Raw genomic sequence first — 25,712 nt, 5'->3', positions numbered from 1 at the left:
AGAACCATGGCAGAGCAACCGATTATCAAGCTTCACGACGGCAATATGATGCCCCAGCTCGGACTGGGCGTCTGGCAGGCAAGCATTGACGAGGCGCGTCAGGCCGCTCTTAAAGCGCTGTCGGTAGGCTATCGCTCCATCGATACCGCCGCAGCCTATAAAAATGAGGAAGGTATCGGCCAGGCGTTACAGGAAAGTCCGGTCGCCCGTGAAGATATTTTTGTTACCACCAAGCTGTGGAACGATGATCAACAGAACGTACCGCAGGCGCTGGAAAGCAGCCTGAAAAAACTGCAGCTGGAAAGTGTCGATCTCTATCTGATGCACTGGCCTTGCCCGGAAAAAGATAACTATGTCGATGCCTGGAAAGCGATGATTGAGCTACAGCAACAGGGCCTCACTAAAAGCATCGGCGTTTGTAATTTCCAGGAAGCGCACCTGAAGCGACTGATGGATGAAACGGGCGTGCGTCCGGTGATCAACCAGGTTGAGCTGCATCCGATGATGCAACAGCGTACGCTGCACGCGTGGAATGCGATGCACCAGATCCAGACTGAATCCTGGAGTCCGCTGGCTCAGGGCGGCAAAGGCGTATTTGACCAGGCCGTGATTAAAAACCTGGCGAAGAAATATGGTAAAACGCCTGCCCAGATCGTTATCCGCTGGCATCTGGACAGCGGCCTGGTGGTGATTCCAAAATCGATTACGCCATCGCGCATTGAAGAAAACTTTAAGGTGTTCGATTTCCGTCTGGAAAAACCGGAAATCAGCGAGATTGCCACGCTGGACAGCGGTAATCGCCTGGGGCCACACCCGGACGAGCTGAACTAAAGGGTATAAGTTGCTCCTGCAAGGCCGGGCCATGCGCCCGGCCTCGTTATTACAGCAGCCAGCTTTAGCTAATCCATGGCTGGTAAAACGGCGTTACGCCCTGGATGAATTAAACATCGGATAAACAGTTAACTTTTTTATGCATTATTGATGTTAAAAACATTCGTTAAATAGCGGAAACTTTCTCTTTTTAATTATTATTATCCGCCCGGCAAACCCGAATAAAAACAGCGCACTGCTTTGGTTATGATAATAAAACTTTGCGTGAAGATTAAAATCACGCGGTTTTCATTTCCTCCTGATAGGTTCAGCTAATCAATTGAATAAATTGCCATTGCTAAGAGCACGACTATACAGCCGATAAACTCAGTATACTGCTGCGGAAAGTGCTTTATCCCATCAATAGCAATGGAGAATAACCATGAAGAAAGTAATTTCCGCCGTCATGCTAATGCTGATCACCGGCTCCGTTTTTGCCGCGCAGATTGTTCCAAAAAGCGAGCTGAATAATTACGTTAAAAAAGAACGCGTCTCCATTTCTAACGTTATGGGCGGCAAATCTAAGGCGCTGGAGGCTTTACGGGCCGAAGTGGATAAAAAGGGCGGAGAATATATGTATATTACTTCACTGGACAGGCCTGGCGATTCCAGCCACTGGCGCGGTACGGCTATCGTTCTCGAAAAAGCAAAATAACCGCTTACCCGTTTATTTTCGCAAAGGCCTTATTTTCCCGCCCTGGTTGCCGAGCCAGGGCGGGTTTTATTTACTGCGCCAGAGGCTGAACCTGTAGCTGTCCCGCCGAGCCGCGATCGGCCATTTCCAGCGTCTGGCTATAGTAGACAAACGGGAAGTGTTCGGACGTTGACTGCGTGAAAGAGACAAACAGCTCCACGCTGCCATCTATCCATACCGTATCTTTCCAGCCGCGATCTTCGACCATTGGCTGTGCGCCGTTAACGTTTTTAATCAGGAACATCACGCCCTGAATATGAAACGCCTGCGGCATGTCCGCATGGATAACCCAGCGTTCAAAACTGCCCTGCTGCGCCTGCACGTCAACGCGGTTCATATCCCACAGCGCGCCGTTAATACCGGGCTGCGCATCGCCCAGGCGAAACTCCCGCATCCGGCTCACGCTGCCCTCAATCAGCTCGTCGGCCAGCAGCCGCATTGGCAGCGTATCGGTGACCAGCGGCAGCAGGCCGGTCGGACGCAGCGTGAGTATCAGCGTGGAGGTCAAAATAGCGGAAGGCTCGAAAAGGCCGCGTAGCCTGTCGACGATGCCTGCCGCCTGACCGGCCGTAATCGACACCTCATCACCCTGACTCATATCCACCAGAATTTCACGCCGCTCGCCTGGCGCCAGCGAAAGCTGCTGCACCGCTACAGGCGCGGGCAGAAAACCCTGATCGCTGGCGATAACGTTAAACGGCCTGTTATCGCTCATTTTTAGCTGGTAACGACGGGCGTTGGAAGCGTTAAGCAGCCGCAGCCGCACCCAGCCGCGCGAGACTTCAACATAGGGATTTTGTACGCCGTTAACTACCAGCGTATCGCCCATAAAACCGCCGCTGGCAGGCGCGCTGTAATCCGGCGCGCCAAAATTATCGAGGCGCTTGTCCTGGATAATCAGCGGAAAATCATCGACGCCGTAGTGGTTCGGCAGCGGAAGCTTTTTGCTGATCTCATCTTCCACCAGCCACATCCCGGCCAGGCCGTTGTAAACGTGCGGCGCCATGCGGTTGGGCGTATTGGCATGATACCAGCAGGTAGCGGCGGCCTGGCGAACCGGAATCACCGGTGCCCAGTCAACGCCTGGCGACATCATCCTTGCGGCACCGCCAGCCAGCGCGCCGGGCACCTGTAGCCCGCTGACGGTCATCGCCACAGGTTCATTCAGGCGATTGCTGTAAATCAGCTTAACGTCGTCGCCGCTCCAGACCCTGACGGTTGGCCCCAGATAGAGGCCGTTGATCCCCCAAACCTGGGCTTTACTGCCGCCGGTAAACGACCAGTGGCTGCGCTGCAGGGTCAGGAAAATCGGCTGGCCGCGTCGGGACTCAATAAGCGGCGGCACCGGTAAAGCATTGCCTGGCCCGGCGGCACGTACGCTGACGGGCAGCGCACCGGCGCACAGCGCTATGCCCGATGCCTGGATAAACTGACGTCGACTGAAGGACATAAAAACTCCGTAACCCAAAAGGCAGCCCGCCGGGCCGCCGCTAGCCATTTTTTATGATTGTTGCATGCTGTGTTGACCAGAAGTTGGCCGGTACTACCTTTTGCCTGCGGCTTCCCGTGCGGCCACTTCCGCATTCAGCTCTGCCAGCTTATCCGCCATCAGTTCGCGGCAGTGTGTTGCCAGCTTGCGCACGGATTTGTCCGCAAAGGCTGACGTATCAATCGGCGGCAGCATTTCGACAATAACCAGACCGTTATTCAGGCGGTTAAGCTTAATTTTGTCGTGCGTATTGCTGACGACAATCGGGATAATCGGTACGCCCGCAGCCATAGCGGCATGAAAAGCGCCGGTTTTAAACGGCAGCAGGCCGCGTCCACGGCTACGGGTTCCTTCCGGGAACATCCAGAAAGAGATCTTTTTCTTTTTAAACTGGTCTATCAGCTCGTTAATGGTGCCGTGCGCTTTGTTGCGGTTATCACGATCGATCAGCAGATTACCGGTCAGCCAGTAGAGCAGCCCAAAGAAGGGGATCCACAACAGGCTCTTTTTTCCTACCGTTACGGTAGTCGGCTGCACGACTTTTGCCGCCGTGATCATGTCATAGTTGTTCTGGTGGTTTGCGATATAGATCGCATTAGGATAGTTGTCCGATCCCTGCGGCTTGCGAATCTCGACCTTCAGGCCAAACAGCGTCGACAGGCGGCCAAACAGATGGCCAAAAGTGGCGACGTGGCGAGGATTGCGCGGGCTGAACAGACACCAGATACAGCCAAATACACACACCAGAATTGAATACAAGACGGTCACAACGATCCGTAAAATTGACAGCATCACTTCCTCATCATTGCTGGTCATAAGCAGCGCTGCGGGCGACCACGTACAGCGGCCGCGCACAGGAACTGCCGAGAGGTTACGCCTTATGCGGCGCGCCGGTTGCAGTATATCCTCAAATTAGCAGAATAGTCTGCTTTTCACCGGGTTAGCGCCTTGCGGCAGGCCTTTTACTCTTCGCTATCGCCACTCGCTGGTCGTTGCGGCGCGTCAACCTCAACGCGATCGATACGCTGCAGGCCGCGCGGCAACAGCGTGCCGCGGCGTCCACGCTCGGCACGGAACTTCTGTAAATCTTCCGGGCGTAGCGTCAGCTTGCGTTTGCCAACGTGCAGCGTGATTGACGTTTGTGGCGACAGCAGCAGCAGCCAGGCCAGCTTATCTTCGCCGGAAGCCGCTTCCGCTGAAGGGATCGAGATGATCTTGTTGCCTTTGCCTTTTGAAAGCTGCGGCAGATCGCCAACCGGGAACATCAGCATTCTGCCCGCCGCCGTGATCGCCAGCAGCAGATCGTCTTCGTGATAGATCGCCTGCGGCGTCATGACTCTGGCGTTTTGCGGCAGCGTCAGCAGCGCTTTACCGGCACGATTGCGGGAAACCAGATCGCTGAAGGTGCAGACAAAACCATAGCCCGCATCGGAAGCCATCAGCAGTTTCTGATCGTCCGCTTCCATCAGCACCTGTTCAACAACCGCGCCCGGCGGCGGCGTCAGCTTACCGGTTAGCGGCTCGCCCTGCCCGCGCGCGGAAGGCAGCGTAACCGGTTCAAGCGTATAGCTGCGCCCGGTGGAATCAATAAAGGCTACCGGCTGGTTACTTTTGCCGCGCGCCGCCGCACGATAGCTGTCGCCTGCCTTATAGCTCAGGCCGCTCGGGTCAATATCGTGACCTTTGGCACTGCGTACCCATCCCATTTGCGACAGCACGATGGTGACGGGTTCAGACGGCACCAGCTCGTTTTCGCTGATCGCTTTGGCTTCTTCGCGTTCGCGCAGTGGAGAACGGCGTTCATCCCCATAAGCTTCGCTGTCAGCCTGGAGTTCTTTTTTCAGCAGCGAATTCATTTTACGTTCAGAAGCCAGAATGCCCTGTAAACGATCGCGCTCTTTGGCCAGCTCGTCCTGCTCGCCGCGGATTTTCATCTCTTCCAGTTTGGCGAGGTGGCGTAACTTCAGCTCCAGAATCGCTTCGGCCTGGGTTTCGCTGATGCCAAAACGTGAGATCAGCACCGGCTTCGGCTCATCCTCGCTGCGGATGATATGAATAACGTCGTCAATATTGAGGAAAGCGATCAGCAAACCTTCCAGAATGTGCAGGCGCCTGAGCACCTTTTCCAGCCGGAAGTTAAGGCGGCGACGCACGGTATCGCGACGGAAAACCAGCCACTCGCTGATGATTTCCAACAGGTTTTTTACCGCCGGACGGTTATCCAGCCCGATCATATTCAGGTTGATGCGGTAGCTTTTTTCCAGATCGGTGGTGGCAAACAGGTGGTTCATCACCTGATCCATGTCCACGCGGTTAGAACGCGGCACAATCACCAGACGCGTTGGGCTTTCGTGATCCGATTCGTCACGCAAGTCTTCAACCATCGGCAGCTTTTTATTGCGCATCTGCGCCGCGATCTGCTCCAGCACGCGCGCGCCGGAAACCTGGTGCGGCAGCGCGGTAATCACCACGTCGCCATCTTCTTTTTTCCAGACGGCACGCATACGCACGGAGCCGCGACCGTTCTGGTAGATTTTACGGATCTCGGCGCGCGGGGTGATGATTTCTGCTTCCGTCGGGTAATCCGGCCCCTGCACGATATCCAGTAATTCATCCAGCGTGGTTTTTGGCGCGTCGATAAGCTTTATGGCGGCGTTGGCGACTTCGCGCAGGTTGTGCGGCGGAATATCTGTCGCCATGCCTACCGCGATGCCGGTGGTGCCGTTCAGCAGAATATTCGGCAGGCGCGCAGGCAGCATGGAAGGCTCCTGCATGGTGCCGTCAAAGTTGGGCACATAGTCCACGGTGCCCTGGCCCAGCTCGCCCAGCAGCAGCTCGGCATATTTTGACAGGCGCGACTCGGTGTAACGCATCGCGGCAAAGGATTTCGGATCGTCCGGCGCACCCCAGTTTCCCTGGCCGTCAACCAGCGGATAACGATAGGAGAAAGGCTGCGCCATCAGCACCATCGCTTCGTAGCAGGCGCTGTCGCCGTGCGGGTGATATTTACCCAGCACGTCACCAACGGTACGGGCAGACTTTTTAAATTTGGCGCTGTTGTTCAGTCCCAGCTCGGACATTGCGTAGACGATGCGGCGCTGTACTGGCTTCAGGCCATCGCCGATATACGGAAGCGCGCGATCCATGATGACGTACATGGAATAGTTAAGGTAGGCCTCTTCCGTAAACTTATGCAGAGCGCGACGCTCTGCCCCATCCTGAGTCAGTTCACTCATTACTTTTTTATTCCTCACACCGTGGCGTAACGGGCTCGCCACATCGGGCCGTTTGGCGAGGATAGTACCTTATCCGGGCCGTTGCTGTCACAGATAACCGTGACGGGAAAAAGCGCTTTTGCCGTCGAGATTATTGCTCAGATGGCAAAAGTATTGTGACGTAATACGCATTTTTATCGGCTGGCCTCGCGCGTACACTGAGGCCAGCTTTCTTTTACTGGAGAATAACAGCATGCGTATTTTTATTATCGACGCCGGAAAAACCTTTGCGCACTCTAAAGGTGAACTGAATCACACCATGACCGAAGTAGCCGCCACCTTTTTGCGTGATGCGGGCCATGAGGTCGATATCACCGTGGTCGACGACGGCTATGTCGTTGCCGATGAGGTGCAAAAGTACCTTGCCGCCGATACGGTGATCTATCAGATGCCGGGCTGGTGGATGGGCGAGCCGTGGATCCTGAAAAAATATATCGACGAAGTCTTTACTGAAGGCCACGGCGCGCTGTATGCCAGCGACGGCCGCAGCCGTTCCGACGCCTCTAAGAAGTATGGCTCCGGCGGGCTGCTTCAGGGGAAAAAATATATGCTGTCGCTGACCTGGAACGCGCCGCTGGAAGCCTTTACCGATCCGGATCAGTTCTTTGAAGGCGTGGGCGTGGACGGTCTTTATCTGCATTTCCACAAGGCTAATCAGTTCCTTGGCATGGAAGGCCTGCCGACCTTTATCTGTAATGATGTCATCAAGCAGCCGGACATTCCGCGTGATATTGAGCGCTATCAGACCCACCTGGGCCAAATCTTTGCTTAACTGTTAAGACTTACATCTCAAAAGGAACGTCCATGCTCACCGTCATTGCTGAAATTTGTGTCAGGCCCGGCCGCCGTAGCGCGGTAATGCAGGCGATTGAAAAAGTGACGCAAAGAGTGCTGGAAGAAGAAGGCTGCGGCAGTTACCGCATGCTGGTGGATCATCAGGCCCAGGTGCCGTGGAAGCAGAATTCGCCCGACTCGGTCTTTATGGTTGAGCAATGGAGTTCTCTGCGGCATCTGGAGCAACATCAGCAGGCGGCACATATGGAAGAGCACCGTAGCCGGATTAAGGATGACGTGCTGGATGTAAGGATATTTGTGCTGGAACCGGCGTAAGACTAAAAAAGGGCGAATTTGATTCGCCCTTTTGCGTTTATCACTTTCCGTAAAGGCTATAGCTGCGCTGTGTGGCGATATGGTCGGCAATATATTTTGCATCGTGCCAGACGCCCCAGATAAAGGTCGAGCCGCGCCGCGACAGCCACGGCAGCCCCAGAAAATAGACGCCCGCTTCACTGGAGACGCCGCGCTGATGCTTTGGTTTCTTGTTTTCGTCAAAGGCATCCACCTGTAGCCAGCTATAATCCGCTTTATAACCCGTAGCCCAGATAATCGTTTTTACGCCTGCCGCCGTCAGATCGAGCTGCAAAATAGGATCCGTCACGCAGGCTGGCTCGGCCAGAAAGTCGCGCGCCTGCGGTTCCTCAGGCAGATCAAGACCGTTGCGCGCAATATAGGCGTCGGCGGCATCCAGCAGCGAAAGATAGTTCTCGTCACCGCGCGCAATGTTCTCTGCAAGATCGGGCAGAAAAGTTACTTTACTCCCCTGAAAAGCCTCGGTTAATCCCACCAGTTTTACGCCCTGCTGCGCCAGCGCCCGAAAATCGACGGTATGCCCGCCGCGAGCGCCGCTGACCGCGATAGTCACGTGCTCTTTGCCAGGCTGGCTGGCTGCAGCGTCCCATAGTCCCAGCACGCCCAGCCACCAGCAGAAATCACGCTGGCGATAGGCGCGCGGCGGCCTGTCGTGCGGCCCGACGGAGAGATAAACCTCTCTGCCCGCGCGCTGTAGCTCGTCGGCAATCTGCACGCCAGAGGAACCGGCACCCACCACCAGTACACCGCCTTCCGGCAGCTGCTGCGGATTAAAATAGTGGGCTGAATGCAGCTGATGCAGCGAGTCATCTACTGGCGCAATCGCCGGAATAACCGGCGTCTGAAAAGGGCCGGTAGCGGCGACCACGTGCTGCGCCTCAATCACCCCTTCAGAGGTTTTTACAGTAAAACCGGGCCGGCCCTGATTGCGGGTAACGCTGGTAACCTCCACGCCGGTGCGGATCGGCGCGTTGAACTTGTTGGCATAGGCAACAAAATAGTCAGCGACCTGCTCTTTTGGTACAAAACCGTCGGCTGCAATACCGGGAAAAGTCATATTAGGGAAGCGATCGTGCCAGGCCGGGCCGTTAGCCACCAGTGAATCCCAGCGGCCCGAGCGCCAGGCTTCGGCGATGCGTTTTTTTTCCAGCACCAGGTGGTCAATACCGAGGCGCGTCAGATGTTCACTCATCGCCACGCCCGCCTGGCCTGCGCCTATTACCAGCGTGTCTGTTTTCATTTCAACGGTCATCCTGCATCCTTAAATAAGGTTAGCTGGATCTCTCCAGCACGGCGTATGCGCCCAGATTATTCAACCGTCACCGTCCGGTAAATTAGTAAAAAACTGGCCCCTGAAGATAAATAAATGAGGCTAAAACACGTGATGAGATCGCTCTTTTTCAAGCACTTTTCTGCCCGATGCGTTTTTTTTACGACGCAATAACGTCCGGTACTTATCGGCACCGGTACGTTTATCTGCTTCAGGGAAACAGCTGACTTCAGGCCGTCAGTAACCTGCTCTGCCGCACGTCCCAGTCCAGCGAGACGCGATCGCCAATGTTGTCTACCGCCAGGCCGCTGCGCCGCACGATAAAGCGTTCCCCATCGGCCAGCCGTACCACCAGCCGGGTTTCCGAACCGGCGTAAATGCGCTCACAGATTTCGCCCTGTAACGAAGCCGCGCCCGCTGGTAAAACCTGAACGTGCTCGGGGCGGATCACCAGCGAGGCGCTGGCTGGATAGGTTGTCGCCTGCGGTAGCGCGAAGCTGCCCTGCTTCGTTACCATCCGTCCGTCACGGATCTCTCCGCTAATAATGTTGGAAAGACCAATAAAGCGCGCCACGAAGGCAGACTCAGGCCGGTCATAGATCGCCTGCGGCGTGTCGATCTGCACAATACGCCCTTCGTGCATCAGGCAGATGCGGTCGGAGAGCGCCAGTGCCTCTTCCTGATCGTGGGTAACAAAGATAATGGTCGCGCCCGACTCGCGGTGAATACGGCGGATCTCCATCTGCATGGTTTCGCGCAGTTGACGATCCAGCGCGCCCAGCGGCTCATCCATTAAGATAATTTCCGGCTGATAAACCAGGCATCGCGCCAGCGCCACACGCTGTTGCTGACCGCCGGATAGTGCACGGGGAAAGCGCTGTGCGGCATGTCCCAGTTCGACCATTTCCAGCGCCGCCTTAACCTTGCGGGAGATTTCCGCACCGGCCAGCTTGCGCATCCGCAGCGGAAAGGCAACGTTTTCTGCAATGGTTAAATGAGGGAACAGCGCATAGTTCTGGAATACGACGCCGATATCGCGCTGATGTACCGGCGTATGGGTCTCATCTTTACCGTCAATCAGCAGCCGCCCGCTGGTGGGTTCCGTCAGGCCGCTGATAATTTGCAGCAGCGTAGTTTTGCCTGAGCCGGAAGCGCCAAGCAGCGTCAGCAGCTCGCCCTTCTGCACCGACAAATCCAGGTCCTGTAGCACCTTTGTCGGCCCGTAATATTTAGCGATTTGCTCTACTCTGAGTTTTACCGCACTCATAATGATTCTCCTTGTAACAGCTCCGCCCTGCGGCGCGAGCGTTCAGCAACGATAAACAGCAGCGTGACAATAGCGAGGATGATCACCGACGCGGCGGCCAGCGTTGGCGTCACCGAGAGCAGTACGTCGTCCCACATCTGTTTAGGCAGCGTTTGCTTCACGCCGCCGCCAACGAACAGCGCCACGGTCAGCTCTTCAAAAGAGTTAAGGAAACCGAAAATAAAGGCGGCGACCAGACTGCTTTTGATCAGCGGCAGCGTGATGCTTTTTAGCGTTCGCCAACGGCTTGCGCCCAGCGTGCCCGCGGCCTGATCCAGCCGCCAGTCGTAGCTTTTAAAGGTGGTGAGGATCAGCACAAAGACGACCGGGATCGCCATCACCGTATGGCCAAGGATGATGCCCAGATTCGATCCCACCAGCCCCAGGGTGGCAAAGAGATAGAACAGCGCTACGGCGGTCACAATATTGGGAATAATCATCGGCAGCAGGAAAGTCATCACCACCAGGCTAGCCGATTTTCCCCGATAGCGCGCCAGCCCAAAGGCCGCAATGCCGGAGACCGTGACGGCCAGCATGCCGGTCACCAGCGCGATACCGAAGGAGCGTAGCGTTGCGCCCATCCAGACAGGTGAACCAAGATAGGTTTCCATCCAGCGCAGGGAAAAACCCGGCGGCGGAAACTGTAAAAAACTGCTGCTGCTGAACGCCATCGGCAGAAACGCCAGTACCGGCGACACCAGTATGGCAATGGTCAGGATGCTGAACAGCGGCAGTAGCCAGCCCATTCGTACCGGCAATAGCCGGGCAACGATATCGCAGCATTTTGCGGCAGCGGCGGTCATGGCATAACCCAGCTGGCGAATCAGGCGGCTGCGGCTATGGCTTTCACCGCCGGAAATGGCCGACATGCCAAACAGCCTGTCATAGCAGAAGCAGACGACCAGCGTGACCAGCAGCAGCAGCATCGCTACCGCGCCCGCCAGCCGCCAGTTCAGCAACTGCTGCACCTGGGTAATCAGCAGCTGCCCGATAACCGAATCCTGCGGACTGCCGAGCAGGGCTGGCGTAATAAAGAAGCCCAGCGAGCCGATAAAAATCAGCAGACAGGCCGCCACGACGCCCGGCATCGACAACGGAAAAAAGATGCGCCAGAAGCTTTGTGCCCGCGACGCGCCCAGCGTATGTCCGGCACGCAGCAGACCGCGATCGATACCGCTCATGGTCGGCAGCATGGTAATAATCGCCAGCGGCAGCATGCTGTGCGTCATCGCAAATACCACCACGCCGCGCGTATAGAGCAGGTTTAACGGCTGTTCACTGCCCAGCGACATCAGCAGTTCTGAAAGGATACCGCGCCGCGAGAGCAGCACCAGCCAGGCGAAATTTTTTAACAATGCACTGGTCCAGAACGGCAGCAGGATCAGCCACATCAGACGTCGTCGCGTGGCTTCCCGACGCTGCGACAGCCAGTAAGCCGCCGGATAGCCAACAATAAGGCAGGCGAGCGTGGTTTGCAGCGCGATGATAAAAGTATTCAGCATCACCTTTACGTAAATGCCCGCGCCAAACATCTGTTGCCAGACCGCCAGTGAAAAACTGCCGTCGTCGTTCTGAAAACTTAGCAGCATCAGCTTCAGCGTCGGCCAGGCCAGGAACAGCGCCAGAAACAGCAGCCCCGGCGCGGTCAGCCATAGCGGATGCCAGCGCAAGCGCGTGCTTAGCAGGCGGCTTTTTGCCGCCGTCGTTGCAAGTTCTGCCAAAATAGCCTCCTTTAGCCTGCCGCCAGCGGCATCAGCTTATTACCCACTTTTCAAAGCGCTCGGTCAGCGCCACCTGATGCTCACCCCAGTAGTCCGCGCCCAGCAATGCCAGCCCCTTAATATGGTCGGGAGCCGTCGGCAGCATCAGCGCTTTCTGTTTGTCGATAAAGTCATAGGCTTTAACCGTGGTGGGTCCGCATGCCAGATCGCTGGTATAAAGCGACTGGCGCTTAGCGTCCATGCAGAACTGCACGAACTTACGGGCGGCGTCGACTTTCGGGCTGCCGTGCGGAATGGTGAAGCCGTCGATGTTGTAGAGCCCCTGCCCCCACGCAATAGAAGCTGGCGTCCCTGCGTCAATGGCGGTCTGGGCGCGCGTGCTCCAGATGCTCATCATATCCAGCTCGCCGCTCTGCAACATTTGCGTCGCCTGCGCGCCGCTGGTCCACCAGATATCAATGCTGCTGCGGATCTTATCCAGGCTGCGAAAGGCACGATCAACGTCCAGTGGATAGAGTTTGTCCGGCGCAACGCCATCCGCCATCAGCGCCAGTTCCAGCGTACAGACCGGGCTACGCCACAGGCCGCGACGGCCTTTAAATTTCGTGGTGTTCCAGAAGTCCGTCCAGTTGGTCGGCGCGTTACCCTGGGCGAAGGTATCGGTACGGTAGCCCAGCGCCAGCGCATAGATGCTGACGCCACCAAACTGCGGCGTTATTGCGCCTTTCACGTAGTTTTGTGGATCCGGCACCTGAATATGCAGATCTTCCAGATAGGGCTTGCCGAGCTTGTTTAGCCTGACCAGATGTTCCGGATTAAGCAGCGCCACGTCGAACAGGTAATTTTTGGTATCGACCATCATCTGAAACTGCGGCACCGGATCTGGCCCCAGCACGGTATTAATAATCTTGATGCCGGTCGCCTCTTCAAAAGGACGATAGAAAGCTTTACCGAAGCCCGTTCCGTAAGGCCCGCCCACGTCGGCAACCGTCAGCGTGGTCACTTCCGCCGCCTGCGCTTTACGGCTGACCATCATCGGGGCTACGGCGGCCGTCGCCACAACGCCCAAACCCAGTTTCAGTGCATCACGGCGCGAATAGTGCTTGTCAGTCATGGTTTATTTCCTGCTGCGTAGTGCGGCATTGCTGCCGATGGGGAGGTTTCCTGTTCCCTGATAGCGGCGTTAACCGTCAGGATCAGGGTGTCGATGGCTTCGGGTGCAAAGCGCTGACGAAAGCGGCGATCAAAGGTAGTAAAAATGCTGAAAAACGAGTTTCTACAGTGTTCCAGCATGCGATCGGCATCGTCCATGCTGACCACCAGCTGCTGCTGTAAAAAGCGATTAAAGTGTTCGCGCGCCAGCGGGTTATCCAGCACAAAGATGGGCTGCGTATCGCGTGAAATCAGGCGGTGACGCGCTACCTTACTTAGACAGTTCAGCGTTGCCCGCAAAGGAAGCTCGCGCGAATGCGGCCCAACGCTGAGGCAAAGCTCGCCCTCTTCCAGGATCCATTGCTGGCGGCCGGTGTGGTAGTAACGTAAATCGCTGGCCGGCACGGTCAGCGTAATGCGCCGCTGTTCGCCTGGCTGTAGCTCAACTTTACAGAAGGCGCGAAGCTCCTGTAGCGGGCGCGAGCGGCCTGTCGTGAGATAGTGGCTATAAAGCTGACAGACCTCTTTACCCGCGCGCTCGCCGGTATTGGTCAGCGTAAAGCTAACGTTAACCTCGTCGTTTTCGCGCAGGCTATCGCGGTCAAGGGTGATAGCGCTATAGGCAAAAGAGCTGTAGCTCAAGCCAAAACCGAAGGGGAACAGCGGCTCGATTTGACGCGCGTCATACCAGCGATAGCCGACGAATAGCCCTTCACTGTAGAAGTGACGGCCATTTTCGCCGGGATAGCTGTGCCAGCCGGGAATATCTTCCATACGTTGTGGAAAAGTAACGGTCAGCTTGCCGCTCGGATTGACCGCGCCAAAAAGTACGTCCGCCAGGCCACCGCCCATCGCCTGTCCGGCATAGAAAGTTTCGACTACCGCGCCAACCTGCGGCAGCCACGGCATGACGACCGCATCCGGATTGGCCAGCACCACGATAACGCGATCGTTAACGGCGGCGAGCGCGCGGATCAGTTCATCATGCCCCTGCTGTAGCCCCAGCGTGCGGCGGTCAGAACCCTCGCCGTCGTAGCCATCTTCGCTATTAACGAAGACCACGACTTTATCTACCTCGTGCGCGGCGATACAGGCTTCATCAAGCAATCTTTGTTGCTGTGTCGCGTCATCACTACTGCCCTGTAGCCAGCTCACTGCGATTTCATCGCCGCAATAGTTCAGGATCTCCTGCCAGGGAATATCGACGCGCGTCGGCGTAGTGGTGGCGCAACCCGATCCCTGAATCACCGGTTTTTTGGCCCCTTCGCCAACTATCAGCAGTTTCTGGCAGTTTTTTTTCTCCAGCGGCAGCGTGTCGTCACGGTTTTTCAACAGCACTATTGATTCTGCGACCATGCGGCGCGCCAGCAGATGGTGAGCCTCGACGTCCATTGGCGTTTGCGGCTGCTCTGCCGCTTTAGCTCTCTGCACCAGCCGAAGAATCCGCGCCGCCGAGGTTTCCGCCGTAGCGCGTAGCGTGTCGTCCGTGGCCAACGCCTGTACTAGGCTGGCGCGGCGGGTTTCGCTTTCCGGCATATCCAGATCGTTGCCTGCCAGCAGCGCAGCGGGGCGATCTTTAATGCCGTGCCAGTCCGCAATCACCACGCCTTCAAAACCCCACTCGCTACGGAGCACCTCGTTCAGCAGCCAGCTGTTTTCTGCGGTGTGCACGCCGTTCAGCCGATTATAAGAACTCATTACCGTCCACGGCTGCGACTGTTTGATTGCCCGCTCAAAGCCACGCAGATAGATTTCGCGCAGTGCGCGCTCCTCCACGATTGAATCCATGCTGGTACGTTCGACTTCTGAATTGTTGCAGGCGAAATGCTTGAGCGAAGCGCCAACGCCGCGCTGCTGTAGCCCGTTGATAACGCCGCTGGCCAGCTCGCCGCTGATGAGAGGATCTTCAGAATAATATTCGTAGCTGCGGCCACCCAACGGCGTACGGCGAATATTGATGCCCGGCCCCAGCAGCACGTTGACGCCAAGATGCTGACACTCGCGGCCCAGCGCATCACCCAGGGTTTGCGCCAGCGCCACATCCCAGCTACAGGCAAAGCTGGAGCCATTCGGAAAGCAGGTTGCGGGTTTCATGGTGCCCCAGGCGACCTCGACATCTTTTGCCCGCTGGTTAACCACGTTCAGAAAGGCGGCAAAATCCTGGCCGCCCTTTTCGTCCTGCTCGATCTGCTGAATGGAGTAGCGTACGCCGTAGGTGCCGTCCGTCATTACCACTGATGGAATGCCCAGCCGCGCGTTGGCCGCGGTTTTCCACATGCCGTAGCCGCTGAGCTGCACGCCTAGCTCTTCCGGCGTCATCGATTTAGCCAGCGATAGAAATTCCCCGTGCTCAAACATAGCGCTCATGCCTTTACTCTTCCCCGTCAGGTGACGTGGCGAGCGATCGCCACGGAAACAGGCTTCACTATGGCCCGCTCCGAAAGCGCGGAGAAAGTAGTAATTTGCTTGTTACTAAGGTTAAAAAAACTATGCAGCGTGGGCATTAAGCCAGCAAAAAAACCTGTGGCGTTATTGCCCCGGAATAGCGCTTTTGAGACGGGAGTTGCACAATTTGAGCGCAGCGGCAGCGGCTTTTTTTGCTCTGTGCTGCATTTTTTACTGGCACGCTTATTGCTCTTTCTTAGCTAGATCGCTTTTTACTCTTTACCGAAAGCTCTGACCTATACAAATACTATCCAGAGAGAGCACCTGCCCATGGCCCATTTCACCCTCAGACAGTTGAAATACTTTATTACCGTGGTGGAGCATCACAGTATCGCCGAGGCGTCCCGCCATTTGCATATTGCCCAGCCTTCTATTTCTACCGCCATCAAAAGCCTGGAGGAGAGTTTTGAGCAACAGCTGTTTATCCGCCATCACGCACAGGGCGTCTCCCTGACACCGAGCGGCCGCCGTTTTTATGAAAAGGCTGCAGAGCTTATCAGGATGTCGCGTCAGTTTGAGCAAAACGCCCGGGCGGATAACGATATGGTGGCGGGCACGCTATCGGTAGGCTGTTTTGAGACCGCCGCACCGCTCTATATGCCCAAGCTGATCGCCGGATTTAAAAAACTCTATCCCAATATTGAAGTGCAGATTTACGACGGTGAGCAGCACGAGCTGACCGATGGCCTGCATCGCGGCCGTTTTGATATGGCTATTCTTTATCGTCACGAGCTGGACAGCAGCATTCATGCCGAACAGTTAAAGGCTCCGCAAAAACCCTACGCGCTGCTGCCTGACGATCATCCGCTGGCCCTGCGCGACAGCGTAAGTCTGGAAGAGCTGAGCCATGAGCCGATGATCCTGCTGGACGTAGTGCCGAGCCGCAACTATTTCCTGGATATCTTCAAGCAAAAGGGATTGTCGCCGAACGTCGCCTTCAGTTCCCCGTCGATTGAGATGGTACGCTGCATGGTTGGTCAGGGCTTTGGCTTTTCACTGTTGGTAACGCGGCCTTTTCCTGACTTTACCTATGACGGTAAGCGGGTGAAGCGAGTAACGATCCGCGATGAGATGGAGGGTTCTTGTCTGGTGATGGCGCATCTGCGGCACGCGGAGCCGACGCGCCCGACGCAGCTTTTTATGGATTACTGCCGCTCGCAGGAGCTGACGCCGGCCCACCTTAGCGGCAGTGAAAGAGTCCCGCTGGCGGCCCAGGCCTGACGCGCCATGTTACGTCGGTTCACGCAACCAGCAACACAGGTCAGCCAAAAACGTGTCGCAGGCGGCCAGCTGAGGCAGGCTAACAAATTCGTCGGCCTTATGGCCCTGTGCCATTGAGCCTGGGCCGCAGATCAGCGTAGGGATGCCGAGCTGCTGGAACAGGCCGCCTTCAGTGCCAAAAGCAACGGTGTTGACGGCGGCGGGTGGCGGTAAGAGGGCCAGCACTTGCTCGAGCGTGGTCGCGGCCTGCGTTTGTAGGCCCGGGTAATGACTTAACGGGGTAAAGGTAATATCGCAGCCGACGGCAATCTGCCGCATCTCTGGCAGCAGATGCTGCTGAGACCAGTGGATGATTTCATCGACCAGCGGCTGTACCGAAACGCCGGGCAGCGAGCGGATTTCAAAGTCGAACCAGCAGCGCTCAGGCACGATATTTAGCGCCTCGCCGCCGTGGATAACGCCCGTTTGCAGCGTGGAGAAAGGCGGATCGAACCCCGGATTGCGCTCCTGCTTCAGCCGCTCTGCCAGCGTCATTAATGACTGGATGATGCGCACCGCGTATTCGATAGCGTTAACGCCCTGCGGCGTATAGGCCGAATGAGCGGCATGGCCGGTGACCTCGCAACGCAGCGCAATTTTGCCTTTATGGCCGAAAACGGGACGCATTTCCGTAGGCTCGCCAACCAGGCAGAGCGCCGGCAATGTTTTTTGCGCCAGCCGTGCCAGCAGTGTCGGCACACCTTTGCAGCCTACTTCTTCATCGTGGCTGAAAGCGATCCAGACCGGCATGCGCAGCGGCTGTGCAATCAACTGCGGCACCAGCGCCAGCACGGCGGCAAGCCAACTTTTCATGTCGGCCGTGCCGCGACCAAAAAGTTTACCGTTCGTTTCACGCAGCACAAAAGGATCGCTGTGCCATTGCTGACCGCTGACCGGCACCACGTCGGTATGGCCCGAAAGCACAATGCCCGGCCGATCCTGCGGGCCGATAACCGCCAGCAGATTGGCCTTCTCGCCGCTGGCGTCGGCAATCATTTCGCTGTCGATACCGTAGCGCGCCAGGTAGCGCTGCACGTAATCAATCAGCGCCAGATTGCTGTCGCGGCTGACCGTGGCGAAAGCGATAAGGTCTGCCAGCAGCTCGCGGGTGGCTGGATTACTCATCGCCGGGCACGCCATAGCGAGGTGCTTCCGCAGGATTGATGGCGCGGGCCAGATAGGCTTCGCTCTGCGGCTGCCACCGCTGCCAGAGCCGCGCCAGTTCGCCAATTGCATCCTGCTCGTGCCAGTCAATGCGCAGATCGGTAAGCGGCCAGCTCTCGCTGCTGACGATTTTTATGCCGGCTGAAGCTACCGGCCCGGCTTCGCCACCTTCGCGTAAACCGGCCTGTAAAGCGGCGATCAGGCGGTCGCCCAGCGCCAGCGTGGTATCAGCGCAAAACTGGCTGACCATCGCCTCAATGACACCGGTGTTTGCCAGCATATTACCTGCGGCGACGCAGTTCAGGCCCTGGCGGCTATGGTGCACGCCCAGGGTACGCGAGCCACAGAAAACGGCGCTTTGGCCGTGACGGTCCAGCACCGTGACCTGCCGCCAGTCGGCCCAGGGTTCCGCGTCCATTACCGCTTTGAGTGCGGACCCGGCGCTCTCATGCTGCGCCAGACGTTGCAGGATGGCCGGGCCTATCGAGGGCAGCGTGACGTTCTGGCTGGAAACCGCGCCCACGCCGCTCATCAGCCATGGACAGCGCGCCGCTACGGCCATGCTGGAGGAGCTGAGCGCGATGCCGTACTGGCCGCTGCGTGGGCAAAAACCGGCAATAGAAAAAGTCATGTTATGCCTCCGGGATCACGGCGATAACGTCAATTTCCACCAGCCACTGCGGCTGCGCCAGCGCCGAAACTACCAGGCCGGTAGAAATGGGAAAAACGCCGCGCAGCCATTTGCCGGTGACCTGATAAACCGCCTCGCGGTAGCGCGGATCGATGATGTAAGTAGTGGTTTTAACAATATGGCTCAGGTCGCTGCCCGCTTCGGCCAGCAGCTGTTGAATATTTTTCATCGCCTGCTCAGCCTGTAAACCGGCATCGCCCAGCCCGACCAGATTACCGGCGAAATCGGTGCCGACCTGACCGCGCACGTAAACGGTGTTGCCAGCCCGCACCGCCTGACACAGATCGTTATCCAGCGTCTGGTTGGGATAGGTGTCTTTGGTATTGAACATGCGAATGCGGGTATGGGTTGGTTGGCTCATGGGCGATTCCCTCTGGGCAAAAAGTGACGCTGGCACTGCCGCCAGCTTAAGCCTCATTTTTGTGCTTTAGCGCCGGGAAAATAAATAAGGTTTTTTCTCTGTAGAAGCTAAGGAAAAACTGGCCTGTTACTGCCTCGTTTTTTTGGTGCCTTAGCATAAAAAAATACGCATTTATCTTTTGCGGACGCCATGAACATACTCAGACTTCACTTGCACAGGAATTCGCTATGGTCTCTACCGTTCAGGCTCTGCCGTCGATTGCCCGCAACGCTTTTATCAACGCGATGGAGAGCTGCGTGACCGGCGTCGCCATCGCGGCCAGCGATGGCCCCGGCGGCCAGGCTGGCTGCACTGTTACCACTTTTGCTTCACTTTGTGCCGAGCGTCGGCTGCTGGTTATTGTACTGCCGTCCGATCAGCCTTTTGGCTCGGTTGTGCAGGCTAACGGCTGCTTTTGCGTCAACGTACTGGCTGAGGGACAGAAAGCGCTGGCTTCGCTGTTCACGAAAACGTCCCCGACCAGCGAAGCCTTTACGCATGGTAGCTGGCAAAGCAGCGCTGAAGGTAATCCGCTCCTGGCCGGTGCTGTCGCCAGCCTTGACTGTTTGCTGGTGGAACGGCTGACGCTGTACGGCTGCGTTCTGCTGACGGGAGAGGTCACAACCGTTTATCGCCACCACGGCACGCCGCTGGCCAGACAGGCACGGCAGTTTGTCCTGATCCAGCGCGATCAGCATTAAAAATAAGATCCGGCGATGAGCATGCGCCGGGCTAAAAACTGACTCACCTGCACCGGAGAATAATGATGATTAACTTTCGCCACCTTGCTACCGCCGCCGTTTTTTCTGTTGCCGCCGCTGGCGCTCAGGCCGCAGTAATGACGCCGGGAAAACTTATGGTCGGTACCGATATGACCTTTCCGCCCTATGAGTACCTGGATGGCAAAACGCCGGCCGGTTTTGATATCGAATTTATTAACGGCGTGGCGCAGGCGATGAAGCTTCAGCCCGTGTATGTCGATACGCGCTTTACCAGCCTGATCCCGGGTCTTCAGTCAAAACGCTATGAGCTGATCGCTTCCGCGCTGTTTATCACGCCGGAACGCCAGAAGATCATTAAGATGATCCCCTATCTGAAAACCGGCGAATCGCTGATTACGTTGCAGAGCAGCAGCTTTAAACCGAAAAAACCAGAGGAGCTTTGCGGCCATAAAGTGGGCTCTATGCAGGGCACCTACTGGCTGGAAAAACTGCACGCGCTTTCTACAGACTACTGCGCGAAACAGGGTCTGAAGCCAATTATGGTCAGCGAATATTCCACCGATCCGCAGACCACGCAGGCGCTGCTTTCCCACGCGGTTGAAGTACAAATGACCGATGCCGCGGTCGCCAGCCAGCTGGTGGCAAAGATGCGTGGCCGCCTGGCGGTGAGCTCAGATTCGCTGCTTTATCCTGTGTTGATTGGGCTGGGCGTCAGCAAAGAGAATACCGCATTTAAACAGCAGCTTATCGACGGTATCGCTGCCTATAAGGCCAGTGGCAACTACGCCACGCTGTTACAGAAGTACCACCTGGCGGAACCGCAGGATGCCGATATCAAGGCGCTGAAACCTTAATCCCTGGTGCCAGGAGCTGATATGACTTTCGACTGGAACTACTTACTAAGCCTGCTTGACGATGCAGATTTCTGGCTGGCGACCTGGACGGTCATCAAGCTGAGCCTGGCAAGCTGGATCATCAGCATCGTGCTGGGTTTTGTGCTGGCGCTGGGCAAGCAGGCCTCGCGCCCCTGGCTGTCACTGCCCGCCCGCGCTTATATCTGGCTGTTTCGCAGTTTGCCGCTGCTGGTGCTGCTGATTTTTGTCTATAACCTGCCGCAGGCGCTGCCCGGCACGAGCGGCCTGCTCAGCGATCCTTTCTGGGCCGGGCTGATTGCGCTGGTATTGAGCGAAACGGCCTATATTGCCGAAATTCATCGCGGCGGCCTGCTGGCTATTCCCAAAGGCCAGCGGGAAGCCGCGCGGGCGCTAGGATTGCGCTATGTAGGCATCCAGTGGCGCGTGGTGATCCCGCAGGCGCTGCGCGTGGCGCTGCCGTCGCTGGCCAATGAGTATATTTCTATCGTCAAGCTTAGCTCGCTGGTGTCCGTGATCTCGCTTACCGAGATCCTGATGGTCGGCCAACGCCTCTATTCGCAGAATTTTCTGGTGATGGAAACCATGGCGGCGGTAGCATTTTATTATGTCTTTATCGTGACGGTATTCGACTTCTTGCTGAAGCGACTGGAGCGCTATCTGGACGTGACCCGCAGGAACAGCGCCCGCAAGCCCGATACCGCTTTGACCACGCTGGCAGCCAGGCCTTTTTCCGCCGCCGTGCGCCAGACCGTGGGCGAGGCACCTGCTTTACAGGCGGCAAAATTGCATAAAGCCTATAACAATGTGGAAGTGCTGGGCGCGGTAAGCCTGCAGGTTCAGCCGGGCGAAGTGGTTTCCGTGATTGGCCCTTCCGGCTCGGGAAAAACCACCCTGATCCGCTTACTGAACGGTCTGGAACAGATCGATAACGGCGAAATCCGCATTAACGGCCAGCCTTTTATCCGCCTTAGCCAGCAGGGCGCGCACCGGCCGCGCTTTATTGAGCACGACGAACATCGGTTAAATATTGGAATGGTATTCCAGAGCTTTAATCTGTTTCCTCACCTTACCGTGATGAACAATCTGCTGTTGGCTCCGCGCTACCATCGTCTGGCGCCGCTTAGCGAGCTGAAGCATCACGCCTGCGTGCTGCTGCAAAAGGTTGGCATGCTGGAGCACGCATTTAAATATCCGCATCAGCTTTCCGGCGGCCAGCAACAGCGCGTCGCCATCGCCCGCGCGCTGATGATGCGCCCGCAAATTATGCTGTTTGACGAACCGACTTCCGCGCTGGATCCTGAAAAGGTCAACGAGGTGTTAAAGGTAATTGAAAACCTGGCGGGTGAAGGCATTACGATGATAATTGTGACGCACGAGATGAATTTCGCCTTCAAGGTCTCCGATCGCATTGTCTTTATGGAGAAAGGCCGCGTGGTCTGCGATGATGCCCCGGACGCTCTGCGCGGCGGCGACCATCCTCGCGTCAGCGCCTTCCTGAAAGACGTACATTTTTCGCCCGAGCTGGACGCCTTGCCGCGCTAGCCCTCTTCGTTTATTGAGCGAGCATGCGATGAAAAAAATCATCTTTGATACGGATATCGGCGTGGACGACGCTTTTGCACTGGCCTGCGCCGCCAGGACCCAGCAGATCCTCGGCATTACGACCGTGTTCGGTAACGTAGCGGTCGGCCAGGCGGTGAAAAACGCCCGCCTTTTTTCTCAGCTGATTGGCTGTAACGCGCCGGTGTTTCGCGGCTGCTCGCGTCCGCTGGCGCTCTCTCCTTCGGCCAGCGCCACAACGGTACACGGTGGCGATGGATTAGGCGACGTGCTGGACAATCCCTTTGATGAAGAGGCGGGCAACGCCGTCAGCTTTATTATCGACACCGTCAGGGCGCTGCCGCACGAAGTAACGCTGGTGGCTATCGGCCCGCTGACCAATATCGCCGCCGCAATCAACCTGGCGCCCGATATCATTCCGCTGGTAAAAGAGCTGGTGATGATGGGCGGTGCCTTTGGCACTAACGGCCACGCGGGAAACGTGACGCCGCACAGCGAGTTTAATATCTGGAAAGATCCGCATGCCGCCGATCAGGTGTTTTCTTCCGCCCTGCCCGTGACCGTGCTGCCGCTGGACGTAACCCACGAGGTGCTGATTACCGGTGATGAGATCCGGGCGCTGAACGTGCCGGTTTTAGAGCAGATCTCCAGAGGCTATCTGCAATACAGCCTGGCGCGGGAAGGATTTGAAGGCATGGCGCTGCACGATACGCTGACGATTTTATGGCTGACGCATCCCGAGCTTTTTGTCACCGTCAGCGCACCGGTGCGGGTGGTTACGGAAGGCATTACGCTGGGACAAACCCTGCATAAAGTCAGCCCGCTCGCCTCCCGCTTCGATCCCTATGCAGACTGCCGCGCGCAAACCCTCTGCCTGGGCGTAGAGGCTGAAAAGGTGAAGGCGGCTTTTCTGGCGATTTTGCAGCGTTAGCGAGTTGCCGTCGCGCGAGAATCGAGGCGGTGGATACGCCGCTTTCCTGAGCAAAAATGGGGGGATATTGCCGTCGCGCAGGAATCGAGGCGGTGGATGCGCCGCTTTCCTGAGCGAAAACGAGGGGTATCGCCGTCGCGCGGAAATAAAGGCGGTGCTTAAAAACAAAAAACCCGGTTCAGCTGAACCGGGTTTTCATCACTGGCAACCGATCTTTAAACCTCGATTTCCGCCGTATGGCCCTTTTCCTGCAGCCAGTTGCGGCGATCTTCCGAGCGTTTCTTCGCCAGCAGCATGTCCATCACCGCCAGCGTCTGTTCCACTTCATCATCATCGATGGTTAACTGCACCAGACGACGGGTGTTAGGATCCAGCGTGGTTTCGCGCAGCTGAAGCGGGTTCATCTCGCCCAGCCCTTTAAAGCGCTGCACGTTAGGCTTGCCTTTCTTGCGCTTCAGCTGATCCAGAATGCCCGCTTTCTCTTCCTCATCCAGCGCATACCAGACTTCCTTGCCCAGATCGATGCGGTAGAGCGGCGGCATCGCCACGTAGACGTGACCGTTTTTGACCAGCGCGCGGAAATGGCGCACAAAGAGTGCGCAGAGCAGCGTGGCAATATGCAAACCATCGGAGTCCGCATCGGCCAGGATACAGATTTTGCCGTAGCGCAGCTGGCTCATATCTTCGCTGTCGGGATCGATGCCGATAGCCACGGAAATATCGTGAACTTCCTGCGACGCCAGCACTTCGTCAGAAGAGACTTCCCAGGTATTCAGGATTTTCCCCTTCAGCGGCATAATCGCCTGATATTCACGATCGCGCGCCTGCTTGGCCGAGCCGCCTGCGGAATCCCCTTCCACCAGAAAAAGCTCCGTGCGGTTTAAGTCCTGCGCGCTACAGTCCGCCAGCTTACCTGGCAGCGCCGGGCCGCTGGTTAACTTTTTACGTACGACCTTCTTCGCGGCGCGCATACGTCGCTGCGCGCTGGAGATGGCCAGCTCGGCCAGCATTTCTGCCGCCTGTACGTTCTGGTTCAGCCACAGGCTAAAGGCGTCTTTGACCACGCCGGAAACAAACGCCGCACACTGGCGAGAAGAGAGGCGCTCTTTAGTCTGACCGGCAAACTGTGGATCCTGCATTTTTACCGACAGGACGTAAGCGCAGCGATCCCAGATATCTTCCGCCGACAGCTTCACGCCGCGCGGCAGAATATTACGGTATTCGCAAAACTCGCGCATGGCGTCCAGCAAGCCCTGGCGCAGGCCGTTAACGTGCGTGCCGCCCTGCATGGTCGGGATCAGGTTGACGTAGCTTTCCGTCAGCAGCTCGCCGCCTTCCGGCAGCCATAGCAGCGCCCAATCGACCGCTTCAATATCGCCCGCAAAGGAGCCAACGAAAGGTTGTTCCGGCAGCGTCGGCAGGCCGTTGACCGCCTCTGACAGATAGTCCGTCAGACCGTCGGCGTAGCACCAGCTCTGCTCTGTGTTGTTGACCTTGTCTTTAAAGACGATTTCCACGCCCGGACAGAGCACGGCTTTCGCCTTCAGCAGATGGCTCAGGCGCGAAACGGAAAAGCGCGGGCTGTCAAAAAACGACGCATCAGGCCAGAAGCGCACGCGCGTGCCGGTGTTGCGTTTGCCGACGGTGCCCGTGACGTGCAGATCCTGCACTTTATCGCCGTTTTCAAACGCCATTTCGTAAACTTCAGCGTTACGGCGTACGGTCACTTCCACGCGCGTTGACAAAGCATTGACCACCGAAATCCCCACGCCGTGCAGGCCGCCGGAGAACTGGTAGTTTTTATTCGAAAATTTACCGCCCGCATGCAGACGGCAAAAGATCAGTTCAACTGCCGGCACGCCTTCTTCCGGATGGATATCCACCGGCATGCCGCGCCCGTCATCAATGACTTCTAATGACTGATCGGCGTGCAGGATTACTTCGACGCGTTTGGCGTGGCCCGCCAGCGCTTCATCCACGCTGTTATCGATCACTTCCTGACCTAAATGATTAGGGCGTGACGTGTCGGTATACATTCCCGGACGGCGACGAACGGGTTCAAGGCCGCTGAGTACCTCAATGGAGTCAGCGTTATAGCTGGATTGAGTCATCGTATAAATCTTGGTGGCTAGAGAATGAGTAGGTCTCCGCGTCCCGCCTCAGGCCGACAGGCCCAGGAAATCAAGGATCGGGGAGAAATGGCGTTCGAATCCGATAAAAGCATGATTGCCGCCCTCTTCAACCGTATGGCGGCAGGCGCTGTAGTAGCCCACAGCCTGGCGGTAATCGAGCACTTCGTCGCCCGTTTGCTGCAGCAGCCAGAGCAAATCCGGCGACTCTAACGGGTCAATCTGCATTACTTTCAGATCGTAAATATGGCGTGACTCTAACACATAATGCTGACCGGTGTACGGGTTCTGATTCAGCCCCAGATAATCCACCAGCAGCTCAAAAGGCCGCACCGCCGGATTGACCACCACGGCCGGCAGCGTGAAGCATTGCGAAAGCCAGGTCGCGTAATAGCCGCCCAGCGACGAGCCCACAATACCCACCGCTTCGCCCGACAGGCCCATAATCAGGTTTTCGAGCATGAGCGCCGCGTCTGCGGGAAAAGGCGGCAGCTGCGGCACTTCTACCTGAATTTGCGGATGGTGCGTCGCCAGCCACTGCCGGAACTGCGTCGCCTTGGCGGACAGAGGCGAGCTGTTAAACCCGTGCAGATAAATCAGCGTGGCCAT

The 25,712-nt window shown here is 56.9% G+C and carries 22 protein-coding genes; 9 read left to right on the top strand and 13 right to left on the bottom strand.

The features are described from left to right. Positions 1-6 precede the first annotated feature (6 nt). Both dkgA and ACMGGR_RS02565 read left to right on the top strand, forming a co-directional pair. A complete protein-coding gene (dkgA, locus tag ACMGGR_RS02570) occupies positions 7-831 on the top strand; it encodes a 2,5-didehydrogluconate reductase DkgA (protein WP_246759955.1) in 825 nt (274 codons plus the stop codon). Positions 832-1,252: 421 nt separating this feature from the next. Then, the gene (locus ACMGGR_RS02565) at positions 1,253-1,525 is read left to right on the top strand and encodes a DUF1471 domain-containing protein (protein WP_246759954.1); all 273 of its coding nucleotides are present in this window, start codon (positions 1,253-1,255) and stop codon (positions 1,523-1,525) included. 70 nt (positions 1,526-1,595) lie between these two features. Here the strand turns inward: ACMGGR_RS02565 and ftsP are convergent, their stop codons facing one another. From ftsP to parC, 3 genes are all read right to left on the bottom strand, one after another. Next, a complete protein-coding gene (gene ftsP, locus ACMGGR_RS02560; RefSeq protein ID WP_246759953.1) occupies positions 1,596-3,014 on the bottom strand; it encodes a cell division protein FtsP in 1,419 nt (472 codons plus the stop codon). 93 nt (positions 3,015-3,107) lie between these two features. Then, complete coding sequence (locus ACMGGR_RS02555; RefSeq protein ID WP_246760123.1) at positions 3,108-3,845, bottom strand: 1-acylglycerol-3-phosphate O-acyltransferase; 738 nt, start codon at positions 3,843-3,845, stop codon at positions 3,108-3,110. Positions 3,846-4,015: 170 nt separating this feature from the next. Beyond that, a complete protein-coding gene (parC, locus tag ACMGGR_RS02550; protein WP_414148086.1) occupies positions 4,016-6,289 on the bottom strand; it encodes a DNA topoisomerase IV subunit A in 2,274 nt (757 codons plus the stop codon). 232 nt (positions 6,290-6,521) lie between these two features. Between parC and ACMGGR_RS02545 the strand changes: the two genes are divergently transcribed. Together ACMGGR_RS02545 and ACMGGR_RS02540 are read left to right on the top strand one after the other, a co-directional pair. Beyond that, entirely contained in the window at positions 6,522-7,100 is a 579-nt protein-coding gene (locus ACMGGR_RS02545; protein ID WP_246759951.1) for an NAD(P)H-dependent oxidoreductase, read from the top strand. Between the two features lie 32 nt (positions 7,101-7,132). After that, complete coding sequence (locus ACMGGR_RS02540; protein ID WP_246759950.1) at positions 7,133-7,438, top strand: putative quinol monooxygenase; 306 nt, start codon at positions 7,133-7,135, stop codon at positions 7,436-7,438. A gap of 40 nt (positions 7,439-7,478) precedes the next feature. Here ACMGGR_RS02540 and ACMGGR_RS02535 read toward each other — a convergent pair whose 3' ends face one another. The 5 genes from ACMGGR_RS02535 to ACMGGR_RS02515 all read right to left on the bottom strand — a co-directional run bounded on the left by ACMGGR_RS02535 (position 7,479) and on the right by ACMGGR_RS02515 (position 15,293). Beyond that, the gene (locus tag ACMGGR_RS02535) at positions 7,479-8,729 is read right to left on the bottom strand and encodes a flavin-containing monooxygenase (protein WP_414148085.1); all 1,251 of its coding nucleotides are present in this window, start codon (positions 8,727-8,729) and stop codon (positions 7,479-7,481) included. Positions 8,730-8,976: 247 nt separating this feature from the next. Then, positions 8,977-10,014 (bottom strand): ABC transporter ATP-binding protein, encoded by a 1,038-nt coding sequence (locus ACMGGR_RS02530; protein ID WP_246759947.1) that lies wholly within the window; start codon positions 10,012-10,014, stop codon positions 8,977-8,979. Next, a complete protein-coding gene (locus ACMGGR_RS02525) occupies positions 10,011-11,774 on the bottom strand; it encodes an ABC transporter permease subunit (RefSeq protein ID WP_414148084.1) in 1,764 nt (587 codons plus the stop codon). The genes ACMGGR_RS02530 and ACMGGR_RS02525 overlap by 4 nt, the downstream gene beginning before the upstream one ends. Positions 11,775-11,805: 31 nt before the next feature. Continuing rightward, complete coding sequence (locus ACMGGR_RS02520; protein WP_246759945.1) at positions 11,806-12,888, bottom strand: ABC transporter substrate-binding protein; 1,083 nt, start codon at positions 12,886-12,888, stop codon at positions 11,806-11,808. After that, positions 12,885-15,293 carry a glycoside hydrolase family 3 C-terminal domain-containing protein gene (locus ACMGGR_RS02515; RefSeq protein ID WP_414148083.1) on the bottom strand — a complete coding sequence of 803 codons (2,409 nt, stop codon included), beginning with the start codon at positions 15,291-15,293 and terminating at the stop codon, positions 12,885-12,887. The genes ACMGGR_RS02520 and ACMGGR_RS02515 overlap by 4 nt, the downstream gene beginning before the upstream one ends. A 348-nt stretch (positions 15,294-15,641) precedes the next feature. Between ACMGGR_RS02515 and ACMGGR_RS02510 the strand changes: the two genes are divergently transcribed. After that, entirely contained in the window at positions 15,642-16,592 is a 951-nt protein-coding gene (locus ACMGGR_RS02510; RefSeq protein ID WP_414148082.1) for a LysR family transcriptional regulator, read from the top strand. Between the two features lie 9 nt (positions 16,593-16,601). Here ACMGGR_RS02510 and argE read toward each other — a convergent pair whose 3' ends face one another. The 3 genes from argE to ACMGGR_RS02495 are packed head-to-tail and all read right to left on the bottom strand — an operon-like array spanning position 16,602 to position 18,847. Continuing rightward, a complete protein-coding gene (gene argE / locus ACMGGR_RS02505) occupies positions 16,602-17,756 on the bottom strand; it encodes an acetylornithine deacetylase (protein WP_414148081.1) in 1,155 nt (384 codons plus the stop codon). Next, positions 17,749-18,426 carry a DUF1028 domain-containing protein gene (locus tag ACMGGR_RS02500; RefSeq protein ID WP_414148080.1) on the bottom strand — a complete coding sequence of 226 codons (678 nt, stop codon included), beginning with the start codon at positions 18,424-18,426 and terminating at the stop codon, positions 17,749-17,751. Before ACMGGR_RS02500 ends, argE begins: the two co-directional genes overlap by 8 nt. Position 18,427: 1 nt before the next feature. Beyond that, positions 18,428-18,847 carry a RidA family protein gene (locus ACMGGR_RS02495; RefSeq protein ID WP_246759939.1) on the bottom strand — a complete coding sequence of 140 codons (420 nt, stop codon included), beginning with the start codon at positions 18,845-18,847 and terminating at the stop codon, positions 18,428-18,430. Positions 18,848-19,074: 227 nt separating this feature from the next. Here ACMGGR_RS02495 and ACMGGR_RS02490 point away from each other — a divergent pair, with 227 nt between their 5' ends. The 4 genes from ACMGGR_RS02490 to ACMGGR_RS02475 all read left to right on the top strand — a co-directional run bounded on the left by ACMGGR_RS02490 (position 19,075) and on the right by ACMGGR_RS02475 (position 22,974). After that, the gene (locus ACMGGR_RS02490; RefSeq protein WP_414148079.1) at positions 19,075-19,587 is read left to right on the top strand and encodes a flavin reductase family protein; all 513 of its coding nucleotides are present in this window, start codon (positions 19,075-19,077) and stop codon (positions 19,585-19,587) included. 65 nt (positions 19,588-19,652) lie between these two features. Beyond that, positions 19,653-20,462 carry an ABC transporter substrate-binding protein gene (locus tag ACMGGR_RS02485; RefSeq protein WP_414148898.1) on the top strand — a complete coding sequence of 270 codons (810 nt, stop codon included), beginning with the start codon at positions 19,653-19,655 and terminating at the stop codon, positions 20,460-20,462. 21 nt (positions 20,463-20,483) lie between these two features. Beyond that, positions 20,484-22,025: an amino acid ABC transporter permease/ATP-binding protein gene (locus ACMGGR_RS02480; protein ID WP_246759933.1), complete on the top strand. Its 1,542-nt coding sequence runs from the start codon at positions 20,484-20,486 to the stop codon at positions 22,023-22,025. 28 nt (positions 22,026-22,053) lie between these two features. Next, positions 22,054-22,974, top strand: a complete 921-nt coding sequence (locus ACMGGR_RS02475) for a nucleoside hydrolase (RefSeq protein ID WP_414148078.1) — start codon at positions 22,054-22,056, stop codon at positions 22,972-22,974. A gap of 215 nt (positions 22,975-23,189) precedes the next feature. Here the strand turns inward: ACMGGR_RS02475 and parE are convergent, their stop codons facing one another. Both parE and yqiA read right to left on the bottom strand, forming a co-directional pair. Then, entirely contained in the window at positions 23,190-25,085 is a 1,896-nt protein-coding gene (parE, locus tag ACMGGR_RS02470) for a DNA topoisomerase IV subunit B (protein ID WP_246759930.1), read from the bottom strand. Between the two features lie 48 nt (positions 25,086-25,133). After that, positions 25,134-25,712 (bottom strand): esterase YqiA, encoded by a 579-nt coding sequence (gene yqiA, locus ACMGGR_RS02465; protein WP_414148077.1) that lies wholly within the window; start codon positions 25,710-25,712, stop codon positions 25,134-25,136.

Origin of the sequence: Erwinia sp. BNK-24-b (assembly GCF_047456155.1) — a bacterium.
Lineage (GTDB): Bacteria > Pseudomonadota > Gammaproteobacteria > Enterobacterales > Enterobacteriaceae > Erwinia > Erwinia phyllosphaerae.
This window is presented reverse-complemented; position numbering and strand designations above follow the sequence as displayed.

Excerpts from the sequence above, each read along its gene's own strand:
- ACMGGR_RS02545 (WP_246759951.1), top strand. The coding sequence starts at position 6,522 with ATGCGTATTTTTATTATCGACGCCGGAAAAACCTTTGCGCACTCTAAA.
- ACMGGR_RS02510 (WP_414148082.1), top strand. The coding sequence starts at position 15,642 with ATGGCCCATTTCACCCTCAGACAGTTGAAATACTTTATTACCGTGGTG.
- ACMGGR_RS02565 (WP_246759954.1), top strand. The coding sequence starts at position 1,253 with ATGAAGAAAGTAATTTCCGCCGTCATGCTAATGCTGATCACCGGCTCC.
- ACMGGR_RS02480 (WP_246759933.1), top strand. The coding sequence starts at position 20,484 with ATGACTTTCGACTGGAACTACTTACTAAGCCTGCTTGACGATGCAGAT.
- dkgA (WP_246759955.1), top strand. The coding sequence starts at position 7 with ATGGCAGAGCAACCGATTATCAAGCTTCACGACGGCAATATGATGCCC.
- ACMGGR_RS02495 (WP_246759939.1), bottom strand. The coding sequence starts at position 18,847 with ATGAGCCAACCAACCCATACCCGCATTCGCATGTTCAATACCAAAGAC.
- yqiA (WP_414148077.1), bottom strand. The coding sequence starts at position 25,712 with ATGGCCACGCTGATTTATCTGCACGGGTTTAACAGCTCGCCTCTGTCC.
- argE (WP_414148081.1), bottom strand. The coding sequence starts at position 17,756 with ATGAGTAATCCAGCCACCCGCGAGCTGCTGGCAGACCTTATCGCTTTC.
- ACMGGR_RS02490 (WP_414148079.1), top strand. The coding sequence starts at position 19,075 with ATGGTCTCTACCGTTCAGGCTCTGCCGTCGATTGCCCGCAACGCTTTT.
- parE (WP_246759930.1), bottom strand. The coding sequence starts at position 25,085 with ATGACTCAATCCAGCTATAACGCTGACTCCATTGAGGTACTCAGCGGC.
- ACMGGR_RS02520 (WP_246759945.1), bottom strand. The coding sequence starts at position 12,888 with ATGACTGACAAGCACTATTCGCGCCGTGATGCACTGAAACTGGGTTTG.
- ACMGGR_RS02500 (WP_414148080.1), bottom strand. The coding sequence starts at position 18,426 with ATGACTTTTTCTATTGCCGGTTTTTGCCCACGCAGCGGCCAGTACGGC.
- ACMGGR_RS02515 (WP_414148083.1), bottom strand. The coding sequence starts at position 15,293 with ATGAGCGCTATGTTTGAGCACGGGGAATTTCTATCGCTGGCTAAATCG.
- ACMGGR_RS02530 (WP_246759947.1), bottom strand. The coding sequence starts at position 10,014 with ATGAGTGCGGTAAAACTCAGAGTAGAGCAAATCGCTAAATATTACGGG.
- ACMGGR_RS02540 (WP_246759950.1), top strand. The coding sequence starts at position 7,133 with ATGCTCACCGTCATTGCTGAAATTTGTGTCAGGCCCGGCCGCCGTAGC.
- ACMGGR_RS02475 (WP_414148078.1), top strand. The coding sequence starts at position 22,054 with ATGAAAAAAATCATCTTTGATACGGATATCGGCGTGGACGACGCTTTT.
- ftsP (WP_246759953.1), bottom strand. The coding sequence starts at position 3,014 with ATGTCCTTCAGTCGACGTCAGTTTATCCAGGCATCGGGCATAGCGCTG.
- ACMGGR_RS02485 (WP_414148898.1), top strand. The coding sequence starts at position 19,653 with ATGATTAACTTTCGCCACCTTGCTACCGCCGCCGTTTTTTCTGTTGCC.
- ACMGGR_RS02535 (WP_414148085.1), bottom strand. The coding sequence starts at position 8,729 with ATGACCGTTGAAATGAAAACAGACACGCTGGTAATAGGCGCAGGCCAG.
- parC (WP_414148086.1), bottom strand. The coding sequence starts at position 6,289 with ATGAGTGAACTGACTCAGGATGGGGCAGAGCGTCGCGCTCTGCATAAG.
- ACMGGR_RS02555 (WP_246760123.1), bottom strand. The coding sequence starts at position 3,845 with ATGCTGTCAATTTTACGGATCGTTGTGACCGTCTTGTATTCAATTCTG.